The 23,969-nt window shown below is 58.9% G+C and carries 24 protein-coding genes; 17 read left to right on the plus strand and 7 right to left on the minus strand.

Annotation, left to right across the window (positions count from 1 at the left end):
• Positions 1-136: 136 nt before the first annotated feature.
• Genes ABK249_RS06205 through ABK249_RS06215 form a run of 3 tightly spaced genes read right to left on the minus strand, consistent with a single transcriptional unit; the run spans position 137 to position 2,791 of the window.
• Positions 137-1,063, minus strand: a complete 927-nt coding sequence (locus ABK249_RS06205; RefSeq protein WP_348862453.1) for an NADP-dependent oxidoreductase — start codon at positions 1,061-1,063, stop codon at positions 137-139.
• A gap of 3 nt (positions 1,064-1,066) precedes the next feature.
• Entirely contained in the window at positions 1,067-2,026 is a 960-nt protein-coding gene (locus ABK249_RS06210) for a C-terminal binding protein (protein ID WP_227704471.1), read from the minus strand.
• A 9-nt stretch (positions 2,027-2,035) separates the two neighbouring features.
• Positions 2,036-2,791, minus strand: coding sequence for an HpcH/HpaI aldolase family protein (locus tag ABK249_RS06215; protein ID WP_348862455.1), 756 nt, complete (start codon positions 2,789-2,791; stop codon positions 2,036-2,038).
• Positions 2,792-3,043: 252 nt separating this feature from the next.
• Between ABK249_RS06215 and ABK249_RS06220 the strand changes: the two genes are divergently transcribed.
• The 3 genes from ABK249_RS06220 to ABK249_RS06230 are packed head-to-tail and all read left to right on the plus strand — an operon-like array spanning position 3,044 to position 5,348.
• Positions 3,044-3,751, plus strand: a complete 708-nt coding sequence (locus tag ABK249_RS06220; RefSeq protein WP_052183080.1) for a GntR family transcriptional regulator — start codon at positions 3,044-3,046, stop codon at positions 3,749-3,751.
• Complete coding sequence (locus ABK249_RS06225) at positions 3,748-4,842, plus strand: LLM class flavin-dependent oxidoreductase (protein ID WP_037156467.1); 1,095 nt, start codon at positions 3,748-3,750, stop codon at positions 4,840-4,842. The genes ABK249_RS06220 and ABK249_RS06225 overlap by 4 nt, the downstream gene beginning before the upstream one ends.
• Positions 4,839-5,348 carry a flavin reductase gene (locus ABK249_RS06230; protein WP_052183081.1) on the plus strand — a complete coding sequence of 170 codons (510 nt, stop codon included), beginning with the start codon at positions 4,839-4,841 and terminating at the stop codon, positions 5,346-5,348. The genes ABK249_RS06225 and ABK249_RS06230 overlap by 4 nt, the downstream gene beginning before the upstream one ends.
• A 40-nt stretch (positions 5,349-5,388) precedes the next feature.
• Here ABK249_RS06230 and ABK249_RS06235 read toward each other — a convergent pair whose 3' ends face one another.
• A complete protein-coding gene (locus ABK249_RS06235; RefSeq protein ID WP_348862457.1) occupies positions 5,389-6,666 on the minus strand; it encodes a cysteine desulfurase-like protein in 1,278 nt (425 codons plus the stop codon).
• 242 nt (positions 6,667-6,908) lie between these two features.
• Here ABK249_RS06235 and ABK249_RS06240 point away from each other — a divergent pair, with 242 nt between their 5' ends.
• On the plus strand, positions 6,909-7,595 hold the full coding sequence (locus ABK249_RS06240) for a GntR family transcriptional regulator (protein WP_227704468.1): 687 nt from the start codon (positions 6,909-6,911) through the stop codon (positions 7,593-7,595).
• A gap of 42 nt (positions 7,596-7,637) precedes the next feature.
• Here the strand turns inward: ABK249_RS06240 and ABK249_RS06245 are convergent, their stop codons facing one another.
• Positions 7,638-8,456: a sugar phosphate isomerase/epimerase family protein gene (locus tag ABK249_RS06245; RefSeq protein ID WP_227704467.1), complete on the minus strand. Its 819-nt coding sequence runs from the start codon at positions 8,454-8,456 to the stop codon at positions 7,638-7,640.
• A 497-nt stretch (positions 8,457-8,953) separates the two neighbouring features.
• On the opposite strand from ABK249_RS06245, the gene ABK249_RS06250 reads away from it, so the two are divergent.
• From ABK249_RS06250 to ABK249_RS06305, 12 genes are all read left to right on the plus strand, one after another.
• A complete protein-coding gene (locus ABK249_RS06250) occupies positions 8,954-9,628 on the plus strand; it encodes a TerC family protein (protein WP_227704466.1) in 675 nt (224 codons plus the stop codon).
• Between the two features lie 271 nt (positions 9,629-9,899).
• Positions 9,900-10,856 (plus strand): VOC family protein, encoded by a 957-nt coding sequence (locus tag ABK249_RS06255; RefSeq protein ID WP_227704465.1) that lies wholly within the window; start codon positions 9,900-9,902, stop codon positions 10,854-10,856.
• A gap of 17 nt (positions 10,857-10,873) precedes the next feature.
• Positions 10,874-11,602, plus strand: a complete 729-nt coding sequence (locus ABK249_RS06260) for a PIG-L deacetylase family protein (RefSeq protein WP_037156479.1) — start codon at positions 10,874-10,876, stop codon at positions 11,600-11,602.
• Positions 11,602-12,273: a 4-carboxy-4-hydroxy-2-oxoadipate aldolase/oxaloacetate decarboxylase gene (locus ABK249_RS06265; RefSeq protein ID WP_227704463.1), complete on the plus strand. Its 672-nt coding sequence runs from the start codon at positions 11,602-11,604 to the stop codon at positions 12,271-12,273. Before ABK249_RS06260 ends, ABK249_RS06265 begins: the two co-directional genes overlap by 1 nt.
• Before the next feature lie 171 nt (positions 12,274-12,444).
• Positions 12,445-13,500, plus strand: coding sequence for a 4-oxalomesaconate tautomerase (locus tag ABK249_RS06270; protein WP_227704462.1), 1,056 nt, complete (start codon positions 12,445-12,447; stop codon positions 13,498-13,500).
• 15 nt (positions 13,501-13,515) lie between these two features.
• Positions 13,516-14,388, plus strand: coding sequence for an NAD(P)-dependent oxidoreductase (locus ABK249_RS06275; RefSeq protein WP_348862458.1), 873 nt, complete (start codon positions 13,516-13,518; stop codon positions 14,386-14,388).
• A 176-nt stretch (positions 14,389-14,564) separates the two neighbouring features.
• Positions 14,565-15,299: a GntR family transcriptional regulator gene (locus ABK249_RS06280; protein WP_407721752.1), complete on the plus strand. Its 735-nt coding sequence runs from the start codon at positions 14,565-14,567 to the stop codon at positions 15,297-15,299.
• A 146-nt stretch (positions 15,300-15,445) separates the two neighbouring features.
• Positions 15,446-16,858: a vanillate/3-O-methylgallate O-demethylase gene (gene ligM / locus ABK249_RS06285; protein WP_227704460.1), complete on the plus strand. Its 1,413-nt coding sequence runs from the start codon at positions 15,446-15,448 to the stop codon at positions 16,856-16,858.
• Positions 16,859-16,948: 90 nt separating this feature from the next.
• The gene (locus ABK249_RS06290) at positions 16,949-17,872 is read left to right on the plus strand and encodes a methylenetetrahydrofolate reductase (RefSeq protein WP_348862459.1); all 924 of its coding nucleotides are present in this window, start codon (positions 16,949-16,951) and stop codon (positions 17,870-17,872) included.
• Between the two features lie 79 nt (positions 17,873-17,951).
• Positions 17,952-19,202, plus strand: coding sequence for a LysR substrate-binding domain-containing protein (locus tag ABK249_RS06295; protein WP_227704458.1), 1,251 nt, complete (start codon positions 17,952-17,954; stop codon positions 19,200-19,202).
• A gap of 92 nt (positions 19,203-19,294) precedes the next feature.
• On the plus strand, positions 19,295-20,074 hold the full coding sequence (locus ABK249_RS06300; protein WP_227704457.1) for an IclR family transcriptional regulator: 780 nt from the start codon (positions 19,295-19,297) through the stop codon (positions 20,072-20,074).
• A 173-nt stretch (positions 20,075-20,247) separates the two neighbouring features.
• On the plus strand, positions 20,248-21,261 hold the full coding sequence (locus ABK249_RS06305) for an amidohydrolase family protein (protein WP_227704456.1): 1,014 nt from the start codon (positions 20,248-20,250) through the stop codon (positions 21,259-21,261).
• 54 nt (positions 21,262-21,315) lie between these two features.
• Here the strand turns inward: ABK249_RS06305 and ABK249_RS06310 are convergent, their stop codons facing one another.
• Entirely contained in the window at positions 21,316-22,128 is an 813-nt protein-coding gene (locus tag ABK249_RS06310) for an MBL fold metallo-hydrolase (protein ID WP_227704455.1), read from the minus strand.
• Between the two features lie 187 nt (positions 22,129-22,315).
• Here ABK249_RS06310 and ABK249_RS06315 point away from each other — a divergent pair, with 187 nt between their 5' ends.
• Positions 22,316-23,422, plus strand: a complete 1,107-nt coding sequence (locus ABK249_RS06315; RefSeq protein ID WP_227704453.1) for an acyltransferase family protein — start codon at positions 22,316-22,318, stop codon at positions 23,420-23,422.
• 6 nt (positions 23,423-23,428) lie between these two features.
• On the opposite strand, the gene ABK249_RS06320 is transcribed toward ABK249_RS06315, so the two are convergent.
• Entirely contained in the window at positions 23,429-23,911 is a 483-nt protein-coding gene (locus ABK249_RS06320; protein ID WP_227704452.1) for an Lrp/AsnC family transcriptional regulator, read from the minus strand.
• Positions 23,912-23,969 lie beyond the last annotated feature (58 nt).

Genomic DNA, 23,969 nt, shown 5'->3' on the forward strand with positions numbered 1-23,969 from the left:
ACACTTGAGAAAATCGGATTGATCCAAAAGCAACCAGGTGTCGCGCGCAGCATCCAACTGCTCGTCCCCCCGCAAGACCTGCCAATTCTGGGCATAGAACAACCCGTCATAATCTCTGAGACGTCACACTAGGGGATCACATCGTCAGCATCAGGCGTCCACGGGAAATGGCGCTTTTTTCCATCAGCCGATGGGCTTCGGCGGCCTCAGAAAGCGGCATGGTGCGCGCGACTTGGGGCTTCAGCACGCTGGCGCCGGCGAGATCCATCACCGACTGCAGCACGGACTTGTCATCGCTCACCATAGCGCGGGTGACAGTGACGCCGAATTCGGCGCTGCGATCCTTGATCGGATCGGCGACCAGCCAGACGAGGTGACCACCCTTCTTCAGGACCTTGTAGGACTTGTCATGGACTTCACCGCCCATAAGGTCGAAGACGAGATCCTGATCTTTCAGAGCCTCGGAAAAATCTTCCAGGTCATAGGCAACGATGCGGTTTGCACCGAGGCCCAGTACGTAGTCTCGATTGGTTGATCGGCAAGTCGCGGTGACGTCCGCACCAAGATGGCGGCAGAGCTGGACAAGCAGGCCACCCACCGCACCGGCGCCGGCGTGAACGAGCACCTTGTCGGCGGATTTGACCTCCGCGGTACGCAGCGCGATCCAGGCACTGAGGCCAGCATTGGTCAGCGCCACGGCTTCGACGGTCGAGAGCTTGTCCGGGATTGCGACGGCATGTTTTTCATCGGCGGCGATCATTTCCGCATAACCACCCTGGGTGAAGACGCCGGCCATGACGGCAACTCGATCGCCAACCTTGAATTCGGTGACGCCATCACCGGCGGCGATCACAGTTCCGCCGGCATCACGGCCAGGCACGCTCGGCATGGGCAGGGTGAAATGATTCTGCAGATACCCGGTACGAAGCTTCCAATCGAAGGGTGTGACGCTGGCGGCTTCGATCTTCACGAGGATCTGACCAGGCGCGGCGACCGGATCCGGAAGGTCGATATAGTGCATCACATCGGCTGGGCCGTGCTCGCTGTATTGGATGGCCTTCATGTCTTATTCCTTGAAATTGACCGGGTATCTCGGCTTTTCGCCCCTCAACACGGCTGCGACATCCGCAAATACCTTGCTGCGGACTTCGGTGTAGCTCTGCGTCGAGTAATGGGCCGCGTGGGGTGAGACGATTACCTGATCCAGTGCGAGCAGTGGGTTGTCCGGTGCGGGGGGCTCCTTTTCGAACGTGTCTATGCCAGCGCCGGCAATGTGGCCGCTCTGAATTGCCTCCGCAAGAGCCGCTTCGTCTACGAGCCCGCCACGCGAGACATTGATCACATATGCGCCCTTCTTCATCTTATTAAGTGCTTCGGCCGAGATGATCTTGCGGGTCTCGGGCGTTGCCGGAATGTGCAACGAGATGAAATCGGCTTGAGCGAATAGTTCATCCAGGGAAACCGGTCGGGCGCCGGTGGCCGAAATTCGTTCGGCCGAGATATATGGATCGTAGGCGATGATTTCATAGCCAAAAGCCCTTGCCTTTGCTGCTGTCAGGCGACCGATCTGTCCGAAGCCGATGAGACCAAGTATCTGCTCGCTCGGTCTCGTAATGCCGGCGCCGTCGTCCATCGCGAGCCAGCGGCCCTGGCGCACGGCGCTGTCATAGACTTTGAGCTTCCGGGCTAGTGACAGGATCAGCGCCAGCGCATGGGTGCTAACCTCATCGATATTGGAATCCGGCACGTAGGTGACCTGGACGCCAGCTTGTGTGGCTGCCTCGACATCGATCGAATCCAGGCCGACGCCGAAACGACCGATAACCTTGAGGTTCTTGAGCTCCGATAAAACGCGGGCGGTGATCGGCTCACGCAGCACCATCAGCGCCTCGGCGTCCTTCGCCTCGGCGATCAATGCCTCCTCGGTCAGCAGGGTCTTTTCGATGAACTCGGCGCCGAGACCTTCGAGATAGGCGAGTTGTTCCGGTTCGACGGCGAGCATGCCATCTGTCTTGATGATCTTCATGGCCAGACCTCATGCGTTGCGGGCGGCAGCGACACCGGCAGCAAGGCTTGCACCGAGAAACATCGTGTCGCTGGCGAGCATGAAGAAGGAAATGCCGGCTTCCGCCCATTTGCCGACATCATCGGCTGAAGGGCGAAAGATACCGACCGCCTTGCCGGCCTCGCGGGCGGCGTTGGTGATGGTGGTGATCGCTGCGTTAAGCTTTTCCGCGCCTGCCGGACCCATCGCGTCGATCGAGACGGAGAGGTCCCCAGGGCCGATGAAGATTATATCGACGCCTTCGACTGCAGCGATTTCCTCGACATTCGCAAGGCCTTCCGCCGTCTCGATCTGTATCGCCAGCACGAGGCTCTCGTTGGCGGCCTTCAGGTAATCGGGAATGCGGTAGCCATAGGCGGAAGCGCGGCCAGGGCCGACCCCACGTTCGCCGATAGGCGGGTAGCGGGTCGCCATCACGGCGGCTTTGGCCTGAGCGGAGGTCGAAACGCGTGGAACCAGCACGCCCGCAGCACCGGCATCGAGCGCCGAGGCGATCCATTCCGATGCGTGGCTCGGAACCCGGACCAGCGCCGGTATGTGATGAGCATCAGAAGCCCGCACGAGATTTTCGATCAGTTCGCGGTCGATCTGCGAGTGTTCGGCATCGATGCACAGGAAGTCGAGCCCGGTCGCGGCGGTTACTTCGATCGCGACGGGATGGGGAATGGCGGCAAAGGTTCCGACCACCCGTTCATAGCTGATGCACTTCTTGCGGAAATCGCTCATGACAATCCTCTGGAAATTTATTCTCTTTATGGGCTGGCGGTGCAGGGCCTCTTGGTGGGCAAAGGAAAGTTTAAGCCTAAAATTATTGAAGCTGCAAGCCGAATAACGGAAATGGTGAAGACTAAATTCACCCGGCTGCGGTGGGTAGATCAGTATACGGAATATGGCGAAATCAATTGATGGATGAGCCATTGTAACAATAATCCTTTGAAACTTGAAATAAACCGTATACGAATAAACACGGAGATTTCGATGGTGAAACCGAGCGACAATCTGGTGGATACGGTTTATTGCGACCTGCGGTCGAAGCTGCAGAGGAGCGCGATTTCCCCATCCGTTAGATTGGTTGACACGGAGATCGCCGCGACAAATGGGATTTCCCGCATGCCGGCCCGCGAGGCGCTGCTACGCCTGGTGGCGGAGGGCTATTTGATCGGCACCACGCGTGGCTTCGCCGTCAGGGAATTGTCGCTCGAAGATATTTCCGGGCTATTCGAGGTGCGGCGCCAGCTCGAGCCTCGGGCAGCCGCGAGTGCGGCCCGCGACATGACATCGGATATCGAGGAAGAACTCACCGCAGCGATGAACCGAGTAGAACAGATGCTCAACAGCAACGATATCTCGGGATTGCTGGCGGCGAATGTGGAATTTCGCAATGCCTGGCTGAAGGCAGTGTCGAACCCGCATATGGCGGCAACCATCTCCCGTTTCATGGATTATTTCCAGTCGGTGCGGCTCGGTACATTCACCGATCCCGCGACGGCTGAGCGATATATCGACGGCCTTTCCCGGATCTATTCGGCTTTTCTCGCCCGTGACCCCCTGATGGTCCAGGACCGCATGACGCTTTTCATGTTCGCGGCGGAGGAGGCCTATCTCTCCGTTCGCCGGCGCCAGTTGCAGGAAGCCGCGGAAACACGCCCCGGCCGAAGAAGAAACACCAGGAGAGGAACAGCATGATCAAGCAGCATCCGCTGAAAGGTCCCAGCAAACTGAAACTCGGCGTGTTTTCCGCCAATGCGGATGGTGGCCTGGCAATCACTGACGTGCCGGAGCGATGGCAGGCCCGCTGGGAGGACAATCTCAATGCAATTCAGATTGCCGATCGCGGCGGGCTCGACTTCTTCTTGCCGATCGCCCGCTGGAAGGGTTTCGGTGGCAAGAACAGGGTGCGGGAATGGTCCTTCGAAACGTTCACCTGGGCGGCAGGACTTGCCTCCGTTACGGAGCGGATCGGCCTCTTCATGACTGTGCATGTGCCGCTCGTGCATCCGCTTTATGCAGCAAAGGCGCTCGCGACCGTCGACCATATCAGCAGCGGTCGCGCCGGGCTCAACATCGTCTGCGGCTGGAATCCGAAGGAATTCGGTATGTTCGGTGTGCCGCTGGTGGAAAAGGGCTATGACCAGGCAGACGAATGGCTGCAGATCATGGAGCGTGCTTATGTCTCCGATGCACCCTTCGATTATGATGGCACTTATTATCAGCTGAAGGATGTCGTCAGTCGTCCTGCTAGTCTTCAGGCGCCTCGGCCGGTCACCATGAATGCGGCCTTCGGCGGGCCGGGCCGGGATTTCGCGGCCAAGAATTGTGACTATCTCTTTACAACCTTCACGGAGATTTCCGAGGCCGGAAAACATGTGGAGGACATCAGAAGGCGAGCGGACAAGCTCGGACGGGACGTTGGCGCCTACACGGTCTGCCACGTCGTCTGCCGTGAGAGCCAACAGGAGGCGGAAGACTATTACGAACGCTACGCTGTGACACTTGCCGACCACGAGGCGGTCGATGCGCATATGGCCGGCAAGAAGGAATTCTCTCAGTCGCATGACAAGGATGCCTACGACCGCTACCGCAAGCGGTTTGCCGGCGGTGCCGGCGGTTATCCGTTGATAGGCACGCCGGAGAAGATCGCCGAGGACATGATTGCAATTTCCGAGCAGGGTTATTCAGGCATCGCCCTGTCATTCGTGAACTATACCTATGAACTACCCTTTTTCTGTGATCGAGTGATGCCATTGCTCAGGCAAGCGGGGCTGCGAGTCGAATGACGATCAATTCCATTCATGATGAGGTCGAGGCAACGCGGCTTGCCTTCCGCGATGGGATGTCGCGGTTGGCCGCAGCAGTCAATATAGTGACAACCGATGGGCCGGGTGGCCTCGCAGGTTTCACAGCGTCTGCCGTCTGCAGCGTAACAGATAGGCCGCCGACGCTCCTCGTCTGCCTTAATCGGTCGAGTTCGGTGGCCGGCATGTTCGAGAGGAATCGGGTGCTTTGCGTCAATACGCTGGCGTCCGGTCACGAAGCAATGTCGAAACTGTTCGGTGGATCGACGCCGCAGGAAGACCGATTTGCTGTCGGCGATTGGATAATGAGCACCACCGGTTCACCGCGGCTGACGGATGCAATCGTATCTTTCGACTGCGAGGTGGAGAGCGCCATCGAAAGCGGGACGCATCACGTTCTGTTCTGCCGAGTCGTTGGTATCGCGCATGGCGCGGATGACGAAGAAGCGCTCATTTATTTCCGCCGGCGCTACCATCACATCAAATGAAAGAGGTCCGGCGGAAGCGCTTCTGCCGGACCTCACGATTTTAGTTCGTGTTGGCGATAATCTCGCCAAGCACCTTGTCGAAGCGGTCGATCTCTTCCACCTTGTTGTAGTGGACCATGGAAACGCGCATGCAGCCTGTCTCCATGGCCAAGCCAAGCCGTTTCATCAGGCGTGGCGCAAACATGTGACCATCGCGGCTGCCGATATTGTTTTTACCCAGTTCTGCGGCGATGTATTGCGGCGTTAGCCCCGGAATGTTGAAGCAGATGGTTGGGACGCGCTTCTCGATCTGACTTTCATCGGAAATCCCATAAATCGCAGCACCATGCTTCTTGAGAACCGCGAGCATCTTTTTTGACAATGTCTGTTCGTAAGCTCGGATTGCGCCCATGGCGGCTGCGATTGCATCACGGCGGGAATGTTGACCTGCGCCCAAGAATTCGTGGCCGATCTCTTCGAGATAACGAACGGCGGCGTCCATGCCGGCGACGTTTTCATAGGTGAAAGTGCCGACCTCGATCTTGTAAGGGGGCACGTTCGGGATGAAATCCTCCTTGAACGTCGGCAGTTTGACGAGCGCGTCGTAGCGGCCCCAGAGGAACCCCATATGAGGGGAGAAGTTCTTGTAGCCGGAGCAGACAAGATAGTCGCAATCCCAGGCCTGCACGTCGATCAATCCATGTGGGCCGTAATGCACACAGTCGAGGAAGACCTCAGCCCCGGCCGCATGGGCAAGCTTGCCGACGGTTGCGACATCGACGATGGTGCCGATCGAATGGGCTGTGACCGTGCAGGCAACGAGGCGTGTCCTGTCGTTCAAAAGCGGGTTCAGATCATCGGTGTGCAGCATGCCGTCATCGCGCATTTTCCACCAGACGATCTTGGCGCCCTCGGCTTCGAGCGCCAGCCAGGTGGCGATGTCGGCGTCATGGTCCATGTCGGTGACGATGATCTCGTTACGCTCCTGCAGCATCTTGGCGATGCCGAGGCTGACGAGCCGGATGAAGGATGTGGCATTGAGGCCGAATGAAATCTCCTCCGGTCGGTAGGCGTTCACAAGAATGCCGACGCTGATACGGGCGTTTGCAACCGTTTGATCGACGCCCTGACTGTGCAGATAGGGCGCCATGCGCTGCACGTTACAATCCACGAGATGATTCGCGACCGCATCGACTACCGCCTGGGGTACCTGGGCGCCGCCGGCATTTTCGAAGAAGATGAAGTCCCGGTATTTCTGTAGTGCCGGAAACTTGGCTCGAATCTTGTCGACTGGAAAAGCCTTGGCGATGTTGTCGCCGGCTGAAACGCGCGTATCCATGGAATTCTCCCGGGTATCGGATTGGAGGAAGGCGGAAGGTGACAAAAACCTCTCCTCGAGTTATCTTCGTCGCCGACACATGAGCATTTGATCAAATCCTAGGTGTTTTATTGTGCCGACAGCATTTGATCAAGGAGAGAATCGCTTCGAGAAGAAGCTTGCGCACACGGGCAATTAGGCTTGAAGAGCAAGGCCTCTTATGCGAGGCCTGGTTGTGATTCGACGGATAGCAGAGGGTAAAAATGGCGGATACCGGGCTTTCGAAGGTGACGTCGCGGGTGACGGTTCAGGACACGGTCTACGAACAGTTGCGCCGTGCGCTGATGTGGGGTTCGTTTGCTCCTTCCCAGGCCATTACCATCTCTTCGCTGGCAACCGAGTTCGGCACCAGCCACATGCCTGTGCGCGAGGCGCTTCGGCGGCTTGCCGCGGAGAACGGGCTGGAGATCGGTCACAATGGCTCGGCGCGAGTGCCGGCCGTTTCACGTCAACGACTTGACGATCTGTGCCAAGCGCGAATCGCGCTTGAGGGATTGGCGACTGAACTCGCGGCGGCGCGTGTGACCAACGAGGACATGGATCGGTTGGAAGCGCTTGCCCGGGAACATGAGGAGACCGGCAAGGCCGGTGACGTCTACGGTATGTTGCGCAAAAACCAAGCCTTCCATTTCAGCATTTACGAAATGTCGGGCTCGGAGGTGCTGCCGCAACATATTGAAATGTTGTGGCTGCGTTTTGGCCCCTATATGCGGATGCTGACCAACTATGTGGAAAGGGAATTCGACAAGGGTGTCGTTCATCCCTTCTCCTCCTATCATTTCCAAATCGTCGCGGCATTGCGCGAGCGAAACGGCGTGCTCGCCCGGGAAATGATGGTGGGCGATATTCTCGCGACGCAAGTGCTGCTGCGAGATATGTGTTCGGAATAATCCCGGCGGTATCGCCGGGATCATGCTCATTCAGTCAGCAGATCACTGACCGAGACCCAGCAAGGCGAGATACTCCACCGAAGCAGGTATCTTCGACTTGTCCTTGATCTCAACGATCAGGCGCGGATTGTTGGTGAGATCGGCAAGCGCGGCGAAGACAGAACGCCAGAGGATATTGCCTTCGCCGAGCGCCCAATGGCGGTCGGCATAACCATCAGCATCCTGCAGGTGGACGTGGTGCAAGCGATCGCCGGCGGCCTTCACGTAATAATCAACCGGTGGCGCGCCTGTGGAGCCGTGGGCATAATGGGCATGGCCGGTATCGATCGAAACGGCGACGGCCGGGGAGTTGAAACTATCAGCGAGCGCAACGCGGGCGTGCTGGTCAATATCCTCGATGTTTTCGAGAACGATCACAACACCTATGTCTTCCGCCTGCTTGACGGCATCGCGCATAGTGAGATGCACGTATTCGAGCACCCGGTCGCGCTCGCCCTTGTTGTTGTCAAGATTGTTGTAGGACCAAGTGGAATAGGGGCTATGGGAAACCATCTGGGTCGCGCCGATGGCAGCGCAGACATCGAGGCCCTGCCTCATGCGTTTGGCGACGACAGCACGGATATCCGGATCCTGTGAAGCGATGGTGAAGCCCCAGAACGGACCGTGGATGCCAAGGCGGCCCTGGTAGCCGTTGAGCAGCTTCCTGGCGCGCTCGGCGAGTGCCGCCCAATCGCCGTTCAGGACGTCCGCGGTAGTGAAGTCCTGGAGCTCGAGATCGCGCTGCTTGTCAAAGAGCCAGTTGCGATGGATTTCGAGTTCGTCGAGCGTCATGGCGGCGCCGATCACGGGAGGGGGAGACATGAAAACTCCATCAAACAGAAGAGATGTCGGGAAGTGGAACTGGAAGAACGCCCGGGGTATCGGGTCCATGACAGGGTTTTGTGTCGCCAATATTACATGTGTAACACGAAACTGCGAAACTCGTATCCGATGTCAATTTCTCATCTCAAGCCGCGGTCGATAAATCGGCCGCGGCTGTTCTTTTGTCCGCTGAAGATGTGACAATGGGCCATCGACCGATTTTCGGGGAGCGGAACTTGGCTCGCAAACTCACCACTTGAGTTTTTGCAGTTGTCCCGCTAAATCTCACGCCACCAGGACCGGGCCCCTCTGGCAGTTCATATCTGAGCTGTGATGTCGGACTGGAATTGTCCAACTTAGGTGCCTGGTGTTCGTGGAGGTCATCCGACAGAAGCGGTGGCGAATTCTACGGCAGGCAGGAATGCCAGCCGTATGCACCCCGTCGAATTGTCTTCACGACATAGGCACGCCCGCGCTTTTAAGAGATTGGGTGCCAAATGATGGAATTTTTCACGCCGGAGGCGTTGTCCGCCCTCCTGCAAGTTATCATGATCGACCTCGTGCTTGCCGGCGACAACGCGATCGTCATCGGCCTTGCCGCCGCCGGCCTTCCGAAAGAACAGAGAACGAAGGCGATCCTAGTCGGCATCATCGCAGCGACCGTTCTGCGCATAGGCTTCGCGCTCGCAACCACGCAACTCCTGCAGATCGTAGGACTATTGCTGGCCGGCGGTATCCTTCTTCTCTGGGTTTGCTGGAAGATGTGGCGCGAACTGCGCACGCCTCACCACCAAGAGGAAGAAGCGAGCGAGGCGCTTGAAGAGACCGATTTCAACAAGGACGGAACGATTGCCGGAGGCGCTCCGCGCAAGACTTTCGCCCAAGCCGCATGGCAGATCGTTATTGCCGACGTTTCCATGTCGCTCGATAACGTGCTTGCGGTTGCTGGTGCCGCTCACGAACATCCCGAGGTTCTCATCTTTGGTCTGATTCTGTCCATCGCGCTGATGGGGGTTGCCGCGAGTTTCATCGCGCGCCTGCTCAACAAGTATCGCTGGATCGCGTATGTCGGTCTTGCCGTCATTCTCTACGTTGCACTTGAGATGATCTGGCGCGGCGGGATCGAGGTCTGGGGTGAGGCGCAGGCCTTCGTGCCGGGTCTCGGTACCTGATCTTTCTGGCGCGGCGGTCCTTTCGCCGCGCCTTTCCCCTGGCGCGTGTTCGTTCCCATCTTCTCCGGCGCCAACCGCTTTTCCCATCTCAACCAAAACTTATGCCGCGGCAGTAGAACCTATTCGTCAGGTCGCCGATCTGCTTCTATGTCTTCACAAAGCCGTGGCGCCTCGGGTGCCGGGCCGCGTCGAGGTGGAGGACGCGGCTGCGATTTTGGAGGAGAATACGCCTCTCCACCGGGCGCTGGTGAACGACCACCTAGGAAAAGCCATGACCGAACCCTGTTATGATGTCGCCCATCTGGGCCATGTAGAACTTTATTCAGACCGGTTTGACGAAACGCTCGATTTCTTCGTCCGGGTCTACGGACTTACCGAAAGCGGCCGTGAGGGAAACAGTGTCTATCTTCGCGCTTATGACGACTATGAATTCCACACGCTGAAGCTCACCAAGCATCATACGACCGGCGTCGGCCATATCGCCTATCGTACTTCTTCTGCGGAAGCGCTGGAGCGACGCGTCAAGGTAATCGACGAAATGGGTTGCGGCGTCGGCTGGATCGATGGCGACCTCGGCCATGGTCGGGCCTATCAGTTCAAGAGTCCGGACGGCCATCTCTTCGAGCTTTATTACGACACCAAGGAATATGTCGCGCCGCCGGAAGAAAAGCCGGCGCTCAAGAACATTGCCCAGCGCTACCACGGCCGCGGCGCATGCCCGCGCCGCCTTGACCACGTCAACTTGCTCGCCGCCGATGTAAGCCTGGTCCGCGAGTTCATGACCAAGGCTCTCGGCAGCCGCGTCACTGAAATGATCCAGCTCGACAACGGCCGTATCGGCGGCTGCTGGTTCACCATCAACAACAAGACCTATGACCTCGCCTGCTCCGAGGACCACACTGGTGCTCATGGCCGTTTCCACCATGTCACATATGCCTGCGACCAGCGCGAGGACATCCTGCGCGCCGCAGATATCTTCCTGGAAAACGGCGTGCATATCGAATCCGGCCCGCACAAGCATGCGATTCAGGGCACATTTTTCCTTTATGTCTGGGAGCCGGCTGGCAACCGAGTCGAACTCGCCAATGCCGGTGCGCGGCTTATCCTGCGTCCGGACTGGAAGCCCGTCGTCTGGACCGAGGCTGACCGCAAGAAGGGACAGGCGTGGGGCATGAAGACGATCGAGACCTTCCATACGCACGGCACCCCGCCAGTCTCCCAAAAGTAAGAGCAAGAGGCATTTCCATGGCAAAGACAGCATTGGTCATCAGCGCCCATTCGGCCGATTTCGTCTGGCGGTGCGGCGGTGCGATCGCCCTTCACGAGGAGAAGGGTTATGAAGTCACCGTCGTTTGCCTTTCCTATGGCGAACGCGGTGAAAGCGCCAAACTCTGGAAGAACCCGGGCATGACGCTGGAAAAGGTGAAGACCGAGCGCCGCAAGGAAGCGGAAAACGCCGCGAAGGCGCTCGAGGTTACCGATATCCAGTTTTTCGATCTTGGTGATTATCCGCTCGTCGTGGATCAGGAAGCCAAGTTCAAGCTAGTCGAAGTGATCCGCAAGGTTCAGCCGGAATTCATGCTCTCCCATTCCAGATGGGATCCCTACAACACCGACCACATGTATGCGACGCAGGTGGCGCTCGACGCGCGCATGATCGCCCAGGCCTGGGGCCATAATCCGGGCGAGAAAATTCTTGGCGCGCCGCAACTCTATCTTTTCGAGCCGCACCAGACCGAACAGATGGAGTGGAAGCCGGACGTCTTCCTCGACATTTCGCCCGTCTGGGAGAAAAAGTGGGCGGCTATCCAGTGCATGGAAGGCCAGGAGCACCTGTGGCATTATTACAAGAATGTCGCCGAGAACCGGGGCAACCATTTCATGCGCAATTCAGGCGGCCAGTCCGGCGGGCGCAAGTCGACCCATGCCGAAGGCTTTCAGTCGGTCTTCCCGCGTACTGTGGATGAACTCTGATGTCGGTCGTCGTCCAGAACATCGAGCGTGCGGATCAGTCGGTCATCGACCGGCTGGCCGGTTGCGGCGTCGCTACAGTGCATGAAGCGCAGGGCCGAAAGGGCCTGCTCGCCAGCTATATGCGGCCGATCTATCCGGGCGCGCGTCTTGCGGCGAGTGCCATCACGATCTCTGCGCCTCCCGGCGACAACTGGATGCTGCATGTGGCGATTGAGCAGATCAAGCCGGGCGATATCCTGCTGCTCGCCCCGACGAGCCCCTGCGAGGATGGTTATTTCGGTGATCTCCTCGCAACGTCCGCCCAGGCGCGCGGCTGCAAGGGCCTGATCATCGATGCGGGCGTCCGTGACGTGGTCGATCTCACCGCCATGAAGTTCCCAGTCTGGTCGAAGGCGGTCTATGCCCAGGGTACCGTCAAGGAGACGCTCGGTTCGGTCAACATCCCGGTTGTCTGCGCCGGCGCCTATGTGCGGCCGGGCGACGTGATCGTTGCCGATGACGACGGCGTCTGCGTGGTTGCCCGCGAGGAAGCCGAAGCGGTTGCCAAGAAGGCGGAAACCCGGGTCGCCGCCGAAGAAGACAAGCGCAAGCGGCTCGCGGCTGGCGAACTCGGCCTCGATATCTATAACATGCGCGGCAAGCTCGCCGAAAAGGGCTTGAAGTACATTTAAGCGTGCGTTTTTGCGTCATCCTCGGGCTTGTCCCGAGGATCTACTGACATCGGCCGTCATCCTCGGGTCAAGCCCGAGGATGACGGCGGAGAAGGTTGAAACCTTTTCCGCCATACGCGGCAGCGAAAGTTGCTTCTCCTTTTCCGACAGGGGAGAAGAGGAGGTTGGAGAATGACTGACACTGAAACCGGCGTCCGCTGCATGTGGATGCGTGGCGGCACCTCCAAGGGCGGATATTTCCTCGCCTCGGACCTGCCGGCCGATCGCGACGACTTCCTGCTGCGGGTCATGGGTTCGCCCGATCCCCGCCAGATCGATGGCATGGGCGGCGCCCATCCGCTGACGTCGAAGGTGGCGGTGGTCCGGAAATCCGAGCGGGAAGGGGTCGATGTCGACTATCTCTTCCTGCAGGTCTTCGTCGATCAGCCGATCGTCACCGACGCGCAGAACTGCGGCAATATTCTCGCCGGCGTCGGGCCTTTCGCCATCGAACGCGAGCTGGTGCCGGTCAAGGGCGACAAGACCGAAGTCTCGATCTTCATGGAAAACACCGGGCAGATCGCCATCGCGACGATCGAAACGCCCGGTGGCCAGGTGACCTACAAGGGCGACGCCCGGATCGACGGCGTGCCGGGCACGTCCGCGCCGGTGCCGATCGTGTTTGCGGATACGGCCGGCTCCTCCTGCGGCGCGCTGCTGCCGACCGGAAATGCGGTCGATGTAATCGATGGCGTTGCCTGCACGCTGATCGACAACGGCATGCCCTGCGTCGTCATGCGCGGCGATGTGCTCGGCATTACGGGCACGGAAAGCCCCAAGGATCTCGAAGCAAACCAGGAATTGCGGGCGAAGCTGGAAGCGATCCGCCTGAAGGCTGGGCCGATGATGAACCTCGGGGACGTCACTAAGAAATCCGTTCCGAAGATGACGATGGTCTCGGCGCCGACAGCGGGCGGGGCGATCTCGACGCGCACCTTCATTCCGCACACCTGCCACGATGCGATCGGCGTGCTCGGCGCGGTCAGCGTTGCGACGGCCTGTCTTCTGCCGGAGGGCCCGGCTTCGGAACTGGCCGTTATTCCTCAAGGTGACGAAAAGCTGCTGTCGATCGAGCATCCGACCGGCGAGATGAGCGTCATCGCCACCATGAAGGACGGCGAAGTCTATCGTGCAGCGGTGCTGCGCACCGCGCGCAAGCTTTTCGACGGTACGGTTTTCGGCGACTGAAGATAGGACACAGATATGAGGATCGCATTTCTGGGTTTTGGCGAAGCGGCACGCGCTTTTCACGACAGCCTGGCGCCGAAGCTCGGAGACGGTGAGTTCCGTGCCTATGACCTCCTGCTCGACAATGCCGACAAAGCGAGCGAAATGCAGGCGGCAATGACGACCCGTGGTGTCCGGCCGGAAGCGTCGCCTGCCGGTCTTGCCGATACCGAATGGATCTTCAGTGCGGTCACCGCCGACCAGAGCCTCAAGGCTGCCCAGTCCATCGCGCCGCATCCCGGCCAGGGCGCCCTCTTGATCGACATCAACTCGGTCTCCCCCGGCCGCAAGCGCGAGACTGCCGCGCTGATCAACGAAACGGGCGCCGACTATCTCGACATGGCCGTGATGGCGCCAGTCCATCCGAAGGGCCATGCGACCCCCGTTCTGATTGCCGGCAAGAGTGCTGCCGGGCTTCTGGAGCGCTTGCGTGATTTGGGCTTCAGCGCCGATGTCGCCGGAGAAGCCGTGGGCTCTGCGACGGCCATCAAGATGGTGCGCTCGGTATTCGTAAAGGGCCTGGAAGCGATTACCGTCGAGGCGCTGCTGGCGGCAGAGGCGTCGGGCTGTTTCGAGGAAATCCTGGCTTCGCTTTCCGGCAGCTTTCCGGGGCTCGACTGGTCTAAATTCCCGGATTACCAGTTTGAGCGCACCACCCGCCACGGTCGCCGCCGGGCTGCGGAGATGCGCGAAAGCGGCGTAACGCTCGACGCGCTGGGGCTGAACGGCGGTCTTGCCCGCGAGATCGCCGCCGTTCAGGACGAGATGGCGGCAAGCGGCGTGAAGCCGGCGGCCGATCTCAGGGACACCGTTGCGCGGGTTCTTTCAGCTCGGCGGCAAGGCAAATAAGCTCGTCTCTTCAGTGCGTTCCTTGTATACGCGCTGATCTTTTCCGCTTGAAATACCGTCCGTCATCCACAGCCTGAACCCCTGTATACATGAGGCTTGGCCAATCCATCAGATGTGGCTAAGATTTGTGATCGGCAGGCGGAAGTTGCGCGCCCTGTCCGGACAAAGGTGCGGATTTGGAAGAGACCTCGAGAACGACCCACACGATGCGCGCGCTGATGGAGCTGCGCAAGAAGATCCTGAGCGGCGATTATCCCGGCGGCACCCGACTTTTCGAGGTGTCGCTGGCCGAAACGCTGCAGATTTCCCGTACACCGGTACGCGAGGTGATGTCGCGCCTTGCTGAAGAGGGACTGCTTGACCGTCTGGCGAATGGCGGTTTCGTGGTGCGAAGCTTCACTTATGCAGACGCGGTCGACGCGATCGAACTGCGTGGCGTATTGGAAGGAACCGCGGCGCGGCTCGCTGCCGAGCGCGGTGTTTCTCAAGCCGGATTGGACCAGCTTCGGGACCTTCTGGCGCGGCTTGAGGAATGTTTCGGCCAAGCATTGGATGAGGTGGATCTGGAAGCTTATTCCGAGGCGAATGCCAAATTTCATGCAGGCCTCGTTGAACTTTCCGGAAGCACGGTGATCCAGCGCGAAGTCGACCGTGCCACGCGGCTTCCCTTCGCTTCGCCTTCGGCGTTTCTCTCCGGCCGGGCACATGTAGTCGCCTTCCGTCAATCCCTTCACATCGCGCAGGACCAGCATCGTTCGCTGGTGTCGGCGATTGCTGGCCGGGAAGGTGCGCGGGCGGAATTCATCGCTCGCGAACATGCGCGCATTGCCCGCAAGAACCTCGAATATGCCGTCTTCGAGGATCCGGAATTGATGCTGACGGTTCCGGGCCTCGTCCTCCTCAATTCCTGACCGGTTCGTCACGAGTTTTCCACTGAACGGAAGCCTTCGGTTTACCAATCCGAGGGCGACTGTCAGCCTGCCGAATATTCCCACTTGCATTTGTGCGTTGATGTCGTCATGTATACATCAGACTTCAAACCACAGGGAGGAATTCCGTGACCCAAGCCAATCTTACTCAAGTTTTGAAGGATGCCGGCAACACTGTAGAGCACCTGCGCAACTCCAAGACCGGCATCTATGTATACCCGGTTGTCGCTCCGGAGTTTTCCAACTGGCGTTCCGAACAGGCTGCATGGCGTGAAGGCGCCGTTCTCTTTGACCAGTCGCATCACATGGATGAATTGGTCGTCGAAGGTCCGGATGCCGCCAAATTCCTCGAAAGCCTGTCGATCAACAGCTTCGCCAATTTTGGCACCAATCGCGCCAAGCACTATGTTCCGGTCACGCCGGCCGGTCATGTCATCGGCGACATGATCATCTTCCGCGAAACCGAGGAGAAGTTCGTCCTCGTCGGCCGTGCTCCGACCGCGAACTGGCTGCTCTACAACGCTTCGCTCGGCAAGTATAACGTCAAGCTCACCCACGACCCGCGCTCCCCGTCGCGTCCGGATGGCAAGCTGGTTACCCGCATCCATTACCGTTTCCAGATCCAGGGTCCGGATGCGCCGAAGGTCTTCGAGAAGATGAACGGCGGCCCGATCCCGGATATCAAGTTCTTCCACGTCGACTGGATCAATGTCGGCGGCCGCAAGGTTCAGGCTCTGCGTCACGGCATGGCCGGCGCTCCAGGTCTCGAAATCTGGGGTCCTTATGCGGAGAAGGACGAAGTCCGCGCCGCCATCATCAAGGCAGCTGAAGACGCCGGCGTCGACCTGCGTCCCGTCGGTAGCCGCGCCTATGCCACCAACACGCTGGAATCCGGCTGGATCCCGTCGCCGCTTCCGGCGATCTATACCGGCGCCGAACTGCAGGCTTATCGCGATTGGCTGTCGGCGCAGAGCTACGAAGCCAGCGGTTCGATCGGCGGCAGCTACGTCTCCGACAATATCGAAGACTACTACCTGAACCCCTACGAGCTGGGTTACGGCGTCTACGTCAAGTTCGATCACGACTTCGTCGGCCGTGCAGCCGTCGAGAAGCAGAAGGAAACGCCGCAGCGCCGCAAGGTCACTTTCGAGTGGAATTCCGACGACGTCGTCAAGGTCATCGCTTCGGCTTTCCAGCCCGGCGAACAGGCCGCCAAGTGGATCGACTTCCCGCTCTCCAACTACGCCTCGTCGAGCTTCGACAAGGTTCTGAAGGACGGCAAGGTCGTCGGTCTCTCCATGTTCAACGGCTATAGCTATAACGAGCGCTCCATGCTGTCGCTCGGCGTCGTCGATGCGGACATCAAAGAGAACGACATCCTGACGTTGATCTGGGGCGAGCCGGATGGCGGTACCTCCAAGACATCGGTTGAGCAGGGCCATAAGCAGGCCGAGATCCGCGTTCGCGTCGCGGCTGTGCCCTATGCCCAGGAAGCACGTGAAAATTACGCCGAAAGCTGGCGCACAAAGAAAGCCCTCTAACTGCATGGCGTGCGAGAACGGGTTTCTCGCACGCCGCTCCGTCCATTTCGGCCGGGCGTTCATCTTGGAGCAGACGGGGGAGGATCAAGGATGGCACTTTTAAATCTATTCAAAGGAAAGCAGGAAGAGAGGTTCGTGGAGCCGGCCAGCTTCAGGGAGCTCATCGAGGGGTATTCGATCGAGGTCATGCCGCGCACGGCGGCGAAGATCGAAGACTTCAAAGCCCTGCTGCCAAAGGGTACACGGGTGTATATCGCCCATATCGACGGCACGCCGATCGAGGAGATGGTCCAGACGGCAAAACGCCTGAGCATGGACGGCTTTCCCGTGATGCCGCATTTCCCGTCGCGCATTATTCCAAGCGCTGCTATCCTTGAAGATTGGATCAAACGCTACCACAACGAAGCGGGGATCGAACAGGCACTGCTGCTCGGAGGTGGCGTCTCGACCCCGGCAGGCGACTTCGACAGCTCGATCCAGCTTATCGAGACTGGCCTTTTTGACCGATATGGCTTCAAGCGCCTGCATGTTGCCGGCCACCCGGAAGGCAACAAGGACATCGACAGGGACGGCGGCACGAAGATCGTCGACGAGGCATTGAAGTTCAAGCAGGCCTATTCAGAACGCACCGATGCTGAAATGGCAATCACCACGCAGTTCGCTTTCGATGCCAAGCCGGTCATTGCCTGGGCCGAACGCATTGCTGCTGCTGGCATCACGTTGCCGATCCATCTCGGCATCGCCGGACCAACCAAGCTGCAGACGCTCATCAAATTTGCGATCGCCTGCGGTGTCGGTCCGTCCCTCAGCGTCCTGCAGAAGCGCGCGCTCGATCTGAGCAAGCTGCTTACACCCTATGAACCGGACGAGTTGCTGAAGAATATCGCCGACTACAAAGCTGTTCATCCGGAAAGCCTGATTCAATCCATCCATGTCTTCCCGCTCGGCGGTATCCGGGCCAGCGCCGAATGGATGAACGAACAACTGGCCGGCGAGCGCAACGTCGCTATGTGATTTTCCTGGGGCGAGGCGTGTGTTGAACTCGCCTCGCATCCGCTGCCGGGAGGAGTAAGGCAGGGGAGGATATCGAGGGATGAACTATCCCAATCTGCGGCATATTCGACTGTTCTGCGCCTGCCTGCGTGCCGGCTCGCTGACGCAGGCTGCCGATATCGTCGGAGTCACTCAACCCGCTGCATCGCAAGCGATTTCCCGCCTTGAAGATCTCTTTGGCGCCCGTCTTCTGGAGCGTGGCCCTGGCCATGCCATGGCAACGCCGGAAGGTCGCGTCGTACAGGCCCGTTCCCAGCGGGCGCTGGAGCTTATTCATGCCGGCTGCAAGGAACTCCAAATCGATTCCGGATCGCGCAGTCTGAGTACCGATACACGGTTGACGATCTCTCATCTCAGGGCACTGCAGGCTTTTTCCCAGGCGGGTGGATTTCCTGGGGCGGCACGCATCCTCGAGCAGTCGGGAGCCGCGGTTCAGCGTACGGCGCGCAACGCGGAAGCGATTTTGGGAATAGGCCTTTTTGAGGCAGACGGAAGGATCACGCGGCTTACCAGCGCCGGTCATGCGGTCGCCCGATGGGCCGGCCTTTCTCTGAAAGAGCTCGGCAATGCCATGGAGCAGGTGCAGGAACTGCGCGGCAACTTCGACGGCTTGATATCGATCGGCGCGCTACCTATGGCGCGTACGACGATCGTACCCGACGCGATCGCGTTACTGGCTTCCACCTATCCGTTGGCGCGTTTCGAGATCCTGGAGGGCAGCTATGAGCAGCTTCTCAGCGACCTCGAAATGGGACATATCGATTTCCTCATCGGCGCTCTCCGCAGCCATGTAGCGCCCGTACTGGTTCAAGAACCGCTTTTCGATTTCCGGCTCGCGGTTGTCGCCGGTGCCGGCCATCCGCTTTCGGACAAGGCGGACGTGTCAATCAACGATCTTGCCGCGTACCCCTGGGTGGTGGCGCGCAAAGGTACGCCGAACCGCAGCACGTTCGACGCACTGGCGGCGACGTTCCCGGAAGGACGGCCGAAACAAGGAACTGTAGAGACAGGTTCGCTGACGGCGCTACGCGGCATTCTCATGCAATCGGATCGATTGGCATTGCTCTCCCGGCATCAGCTCAGGCATGAACTGAAGGCCGGGTTCCTGACGCTCCTGAATTACGAAGTGCCGGCGATGCCGCTTTCCATCGGGATCACCACGCGCTGTAACTGGCATCCGACCGCCCTCCAAGCGGAATATTTGTCGGCGATCCGCCGGGTCGTTGCGGGGGAGGCGACGGCAAATGCCGCAGAAGGAGCACGTCTATCCGCGCTGAGAGCAGCCGAATAGCGCCACTTGCCATTGCGCATTTCGCGTTTATCGTTATTTCCGCTTATGTTCGGCCGTCCGATGTCGCGCCGTTGAAAGAGAGCGGGAGCATCTTGATTAAAAAAGCCGTCAACAGTCTCGAACGCCTGCAGGCTGTGCTTGACGTTTTCACTGAAGACCGTCTGGAATGGACGCCGGAAGAACTGATGGAAGAGCTCGGCTACAGCCGACCGACGCTCTATCGCTATCTGAAAATTCTGAAGGACCGTGGATTCCTCACGTCGATGCCCAATACCGGATTCACGCTCGGGCCGAGAGTGGTGGAGATGGATTATCTCCTCAGGAAATCCGATAATCTTATCCTGTCGGGGGCACCGTATTTGCGGAAGCTCACCGAACGGTATGAGTGCACCGCGCTTCTGGTCCGCTGGTACGGGGAGAAGATTCTCTGTGTCGATTCCTTGAGTTCCAGCCGTGAGGCGATCAGCAGCTATCCCCGCGGCCGGCCGATGCCGCTCAGTCGCGGTGCGATCGGTCGTTCCATCATCGCATTTCTGCCGCGACGCAATCTGGTGCCGCTGATCAAGCGCACGCTTCACGAATGGCAGGCGGCAGGCGTCGGCGACAGCGTAGAGGCCGTCCTGAACGGGCTCAAGTCGGTCCGCAAGAAGGGGTATGCCGTGGCCTATGGCGAAGTGACACCGGGCGTTACCGGTTTTGCCGCGCCAATTTTCGATGCCGGCCAAAGCCCTATCGCGAGTTTTTCCGTGACGATAGCTCAGGATCAAGCCAGTGGTCCCGCCGTAGAGGAGATCGGTCTGGAAGTTCGCCTTGCAGCCGGTGAAATCAGCGCGGCACTCGCTTCTCACAGACATAAAATTCCGAGTCAATAATCTCATATTACAAGAAAATTTATTGACTTTTGGTGAGCGTCTTCGCATCTTGGCGCGACGGAGCGTGGCCGTGACGTTGGCATATCTCCGCTCGCAGATTTTTTGGAAGCGTCGGCGCACTGTACTTTTCGAACTCGCGGTGCCGCACGGAGCAAATCAGGAGGAACCATTCCATGAAGAAGATCGATATTTTCAATCACATCTGGCCGAAGCCGTTCTTCGATCGCCTGATTGGCTATATCGGCACCATGACGGACGTCACCATGCGTAGCGGAGCGGTGCCGATGATGACCGACCTCGACCGTCGTTTTCAGGTCATGGACATGTTTGGCGAAGATTATCAGCAAGTCCTGTCGCTCGCGTCGCCGCCGCTCGAAAAGCTTGCCGGCGCCGAGCGTGCGCTTGACCTCGGTCAGATCGGCAACGACTCCATGGCCGAACTTTGCCAGAAATATCCGGAACGCTTCCCAGCCTTCATCGCCACGGCGCCGATGGAAAATGAAGAATGGATGATGAAGGAAACCAGGCGTTGTATTGAGGATCTCGGTGCCTCCGCCATACAGATCTTCACCAACTACAGCGGCAAGCCGCTCGATCTGCCGCAGTTTGAGCCCTTCTTCGAATATATGGCGAAATCCGGCAAACCGGTCTTCCTGCATCCGTCGCGTGGCGCAAACTTCCCGGATTATCTCACTGAAGACCGTTCGGAATACGAGATCTTCTGGACCTTCGGCTGGCCATACGAGACCTCGGCGGCCATGGCTCGCCTCGTCTTCTCGCGTGTCTTCGACAAGTACAAAGGCTTGAAGGTCGTCACCCACCATGCCGGGGGAATGGTGCCCTTCTTCGAAGGCCGCGTCGGCGCAGGCTGGGACCAGATGGGCAAGCGCACTTCCGATCGTGACCTTTCGGTCGTGCTGAAGGCGCTGGAGCGGCCGCATTTGGAATATTTCAAGGAATTCTACGCCGATACGGCGAGCTTTGGCTCGACCAAGGCCATTGAACACGCGATCGAATTCTTCGGAGAGGACCGTGTCGTGTTCGCATCCGATGCGCCGTTCGACCCGGAAGGCGGCCCGATGTATATCCGCGAGACCATCAAGGTTCTCGACAACATGAACATCTCCGATGCCACCCGGCAGAAGATCTATGAGGGCAATGCCAAGAAGCTGCTTGGCCTGAAGTAAGCGATTACTATTTGTACCTTCCCAAACGCGCGGATCCCAGGGTCTGCGCGTTTTTCATTGTCCCGGCCCTGCAAGCCGGGCGATATAGCGTTCTGCCGACCGGGTGACGATCTCCTGGCCGTTTCTTCGAACATTCTGGTGCGAAAAGGCGCCATAGATGCGTTCGAACGGCCAGGGTGCCAGCCGCTCGGCAACATCGGCGACTTCCACGGCGCTGAGCGGCAGCATGTTGGGATAGCTCCACATGAAGGAAACATAGTCGGCTCCAGGTGTCACCTGCACGATGTCGCCGGCGAACAGCACGCCCTGGCCATCATCGCTTGCCCAATGCAGCATCGTACCGCCGGCGAAATGCCCACCACCGCGGACAAGCGTTATGGCGGAGGATAGGACAAGTGCATCGTCCTCCCACAACCGGATGTAATCCGAAGGGCGGCAGACCCACTCCTTGTCGGCGGCATGCAGATAGATTGGCGCATCGAAGGCCGCAGCCCAATCCTGCATAGTCGTGTAATAATGCGGATGCGAAATGGCGATGGCGCTCAAGCCGCCCAGAGCTTGAACGATCGCCTTTGTGGCGTCATCGAGTAACGCGATGCAATCCCAAAGCACGTTTCCCTCCGGGGTCTGGAGCAGCAATGCACGTTGGTTGATTGCAAAAGCCGGAACCGTCTGGATCGCCATCAGGCCAGACTCAAGCTGGAGCCAGGCGTTGCGATGTGTTCGTGCGAGTTTCTCCGTGGTCGTCCACGCCTGACCGGAAGCTGGAACGTACTGACGTTCATCATTGCAGATCGGGCAGGCTGCTGGCACTTCATTCGTCTCGCCAAAGGACGTGCCGCAAGCGGAGCAGAGAAAAACAGTCATCGAATCCTCCCTCGTTATTGGATCGTGCTGTCATGAAACAGATAAGAAATGATATTCGCGGCAGAAAGGAAAGTGTTGCTTGTCATATGGACAATCGGGAGGTTCACATTCGCACTGATGGATTCATCTTTTCCAAAGGCAGCCGCGGTAAGGTCCGCGCTAATTTTCTTCGCGCACTGAGGATCGGATGACGAGCCCGAAGACGTCACGGCTGCTGAACCTGGATATCCTGCGCCTCATTTCGGCGTTGATGGTGCTGACGTTCCACTACGGTTTCCGGATGGGGATTTTGGGCGAAGGCGGCGGCCTAGGCTTTCCGGAACTGGCACCTGTCGGCATGTGGTTCGATACGGGTCTGCTGATCTTCTTCGCGATTTCCGGCTATGTCATCACCATGTCGGCGGAGGGGCGTTCTGCCTATGATTTTGCCGCGGGGCGTTTCGCCCGGCTGTGGCCGACTTTCATCGTCTGTGCAAGCCTAACGGCCGTCGTGCTTACCATTTGGCCGGTGCCGACGATCGATCCCCCGACCGTCGGACAGTGGCTGGCGCATGCTGTGATCATCTCGCGCGGGTTTGGCCAGCCATTCCTCGACGGCGCCTATTGGACGATCGCCTACGAGATGATCTTTTACGGCTGGATCTTCCTGATGATCGCGACGGGTGTTTTCAACCGCGGCTGGCGCGTTGTCGTGCTGGCTTGGCTGGCAATTTCCGTCATCAACGAGATGATAATCGGCAGCGGTGCGATCCAGAAACTGCTGATCACCGAATATTCCGGATACTTTGCCTTCGGATTGGCGCTTTATAAGACGCAAAAGCAACTCTCGATGGCGAGCCTCCTCGTGTTGACTGCGGCTGCCTGCTGGGCGATCGTGACGCCGTTCCTCACCGAGCCGGATTTCGTCGAAATGTACGGACTGAACCGGAGCACTTTAGGCCTTGCTTCGATCGGGCCACTGGCGCTCGGCGTGATGACCTTGTGCGCGACAGCGCCGTCGCTGCGTATCTCGCCAGCACTGGCGATCGGCCTCGGTGGGCTAACCTACCCGCTCTATCTGCTCCACCAGAACATCGGTTACGCCGTCTTTGCGCATTTCGGCACGGAGCAGAACCGCTGGACTGTGGCCCTCATGCTGATTGCGGTCCTGCTTCTCGTCTCTTGGGGGATCGCCGGAACCGTCGAGCCAAGGGCGCGGCGGGCGATCATCCGTCTCTCCCTCCGCCTCAAGGAAGTATTCCTGCGGTTCAAGTCGCGGGATGCCTTTGAAGCCCAGCAGTCGGTCAAGAAGTAGGCCCGGTTATTGCGGCAAGTGCCCGAGAGGCAACGGGACTATTTCCTTCAGAGTACGGATTGCGAAATTGCTGCGAATATCGCTGACGCCCGGCAGGTTGAGCAGCGTGCCAATCAAAAGCTGCTCATAGGCGGCCAGATCCGGCACCACGACTTGCAACAGGAAATCCGCCTCGCCCGACACGAGATGACAAGCGATCACTTGAGACACATTCTGGATCGCGTCGCGAAATGCATCGGGTGCCGCCCCATGATGGCGCTCGACCTTGATGCCGACGAAGACCGTCAGTCCGAGCCCCAGTTCACCGCGGCTCAGGTTTGCGTGATAGCCGGCAATCACGCCCGCCTCCTCGAGAATCTTCACCCGCCGCAGACAGGGAGACGGTGACAGGCCGACCTCATCGGCAAGTTCCACATTGGTCAGCCTTGCATTGCGCTGCAGGGCGGCAAGGATTTTCCTGTCGATGGCGTCAAGCTTCAAGTTTGGCATGTGTTTGATACATTGAGCTCTGAATTAGCTTCTTATGCCAATTTTCTCTCATTTTCTG

The organism is Neorhizobium phenanthreniclasticum (assembly GCF_040066075.1).
Taxonomy (GTDB): Bacteria; Pseudomonadota; Alphaproteobacteria; order Rhizobiales; family Rhizobiaceae; genus Neorhizobium; species Neorhizobium petrolearium.

Bases quoted from the DNA above. Each gene is read 5' to 3' on its own strand.
- ABK249_RS06215 (WP_348862455.1), bottom strand. From the start codon at position 2,791: ATGAGCGATTTCCGCAAGAAGTGCATCAGCTATGAACGGGTGGTCGGA.
- ABK249_RS06265 (WP_227704463.1), top strand. From the start codon at position 11,602: ATGTCGGTCGTCGTCCAGAACATCGAGCGTGCGGATCAGTCGGTCATC.
- ABK249_RS06210 (WP_227704471.1), bottom strand. From the start codon at position 2,026: ATGAAGATCATCAAGACAGATGGCATGCTCGCCGTCGAACCGGAACAA.
- ABK249_RS06250 (WP_227704466.1), top strand. From the start codon at position 8,954: ATGATGGAATTTTTCACGCCGGAGGCGTTGTCCGCCCTCCTGCAAGTT.
- ABK249_RS06245 (WP_227704467.1), bottom strand. From the start codon at position 8,456: ATGTCTCCCCCTCCCGTGATCGGCGCCGCCATGACGCTCGACGAACTC.
- ABK249_RS06295 (WP_227704458.1), top strand. From the start codon at position 17,952: ATGAACTATCCCAATCTGCGGCATATTCGACTGTTCTGCGCCTGCCTG.
- ABK249_RS06290 (WP_348862459.1), top strand. From the start codon at position 16,949: ATGGCACTTTTAAATCTATTCAAAGGAAAGCAGGAAGAGAGGTTCGTG.
- ABK249_RS06275 (WP_348862458.1), top strand. From the start codon at position 13,516: ATGAGGATCGCATTTCTGGGTTTTGGCGAAGCGGCACGCGCTTTTCAC.
- ABK249_RS06320 (WP_227704452.1), bottom strand. From the start codon at position 23,911: ATGCCAAACTTGAAGCTTGACGCCATCGACAGGAAAATCCTTGCCGCC.
- ABK249_RS06235 (WP_348862457.1), bottom strand. From the start codon at position 6,666: ATGGATACGCGCGTTTCAGCCGGCGACAACATCGCCAAGGCTTTTCCA.
- ABK249_RS06270 (WP_227704462.1), top strand. From the start codon at position 12,445: ATGACTGACACTGAAACCGGCGTCCGCTGCATGTGGATGCGTGGCGGC.
- ABK249_RS06225 (WP_037156467.1), top strand. From the start codon at position 3,748: ATGATCAAGCAGCATCCGCTGAAAGGTCCCAGCAAACTGAAACTCGGC.
- ABK249_RS06305 (WP_227704456.1), top strand. From the start codon at position 20,248: ATGAAGAAGATCGATATTTTCAATCACATCTGGCCGAAGCCGTTCTTC.
- ABK249_RS06240 (WP_227704468.1), top strand. From the start codon at position 6,909: ATGGCGGATACCGGGCTTTCGAAGGTGACGTCGCGGGTGACGGTTCAG.
- ABK249_RS06315 (WP_227704453.1), top strand. From the start codon at position 22,316: ATGACGAGCCCGAAGACGTCACGGCTGCTGAACCTGGATATCCTGCGC.
- ABK249_RS06220 (WP_052183080.1), top strand. From the start codon at position 3,044: ATGGTGAAACCGAGCGACAATCTGGTGGATACGGTTTATTGCGACCTG.
- ABK249_RS06260 (WP_037156479.1), top strand. From the start codon at position 10,874: ATGGCAAAGACAGCATTGGTCATCAGCGCCCATTCGGCCGATTTCGTC.
- ABK249_RS06230 (WP_052183081.1), top strand. From the start codon at position 4,839: ATGACGATCAATTCCATTCATGATGAGGTCGAGGCAACGCGGCTTGCC.
- ABK249_RS06310 (WP_227704455.1), bottom strand. From the start codon at position 22,128: ATGACTGTTTTTCTCTGCTCCGCTTGCGGCACGTCCTTTGGCGAGACG.
- ABK249_RS06255 (WP_227704465.1), top strand. From the start codon at position 9,900: ATGACCGAACCCTGTTATGATGTCGCCCATCTGGGCCATGTAGAACTT.
- ABK249_RS06205 (WP_348862453.1), bottom strand. From the start codon at position 1,063: ATGAAGGCCATCCAATACAGCGAGCACGGCCCAGCCGATGTGATGCAC.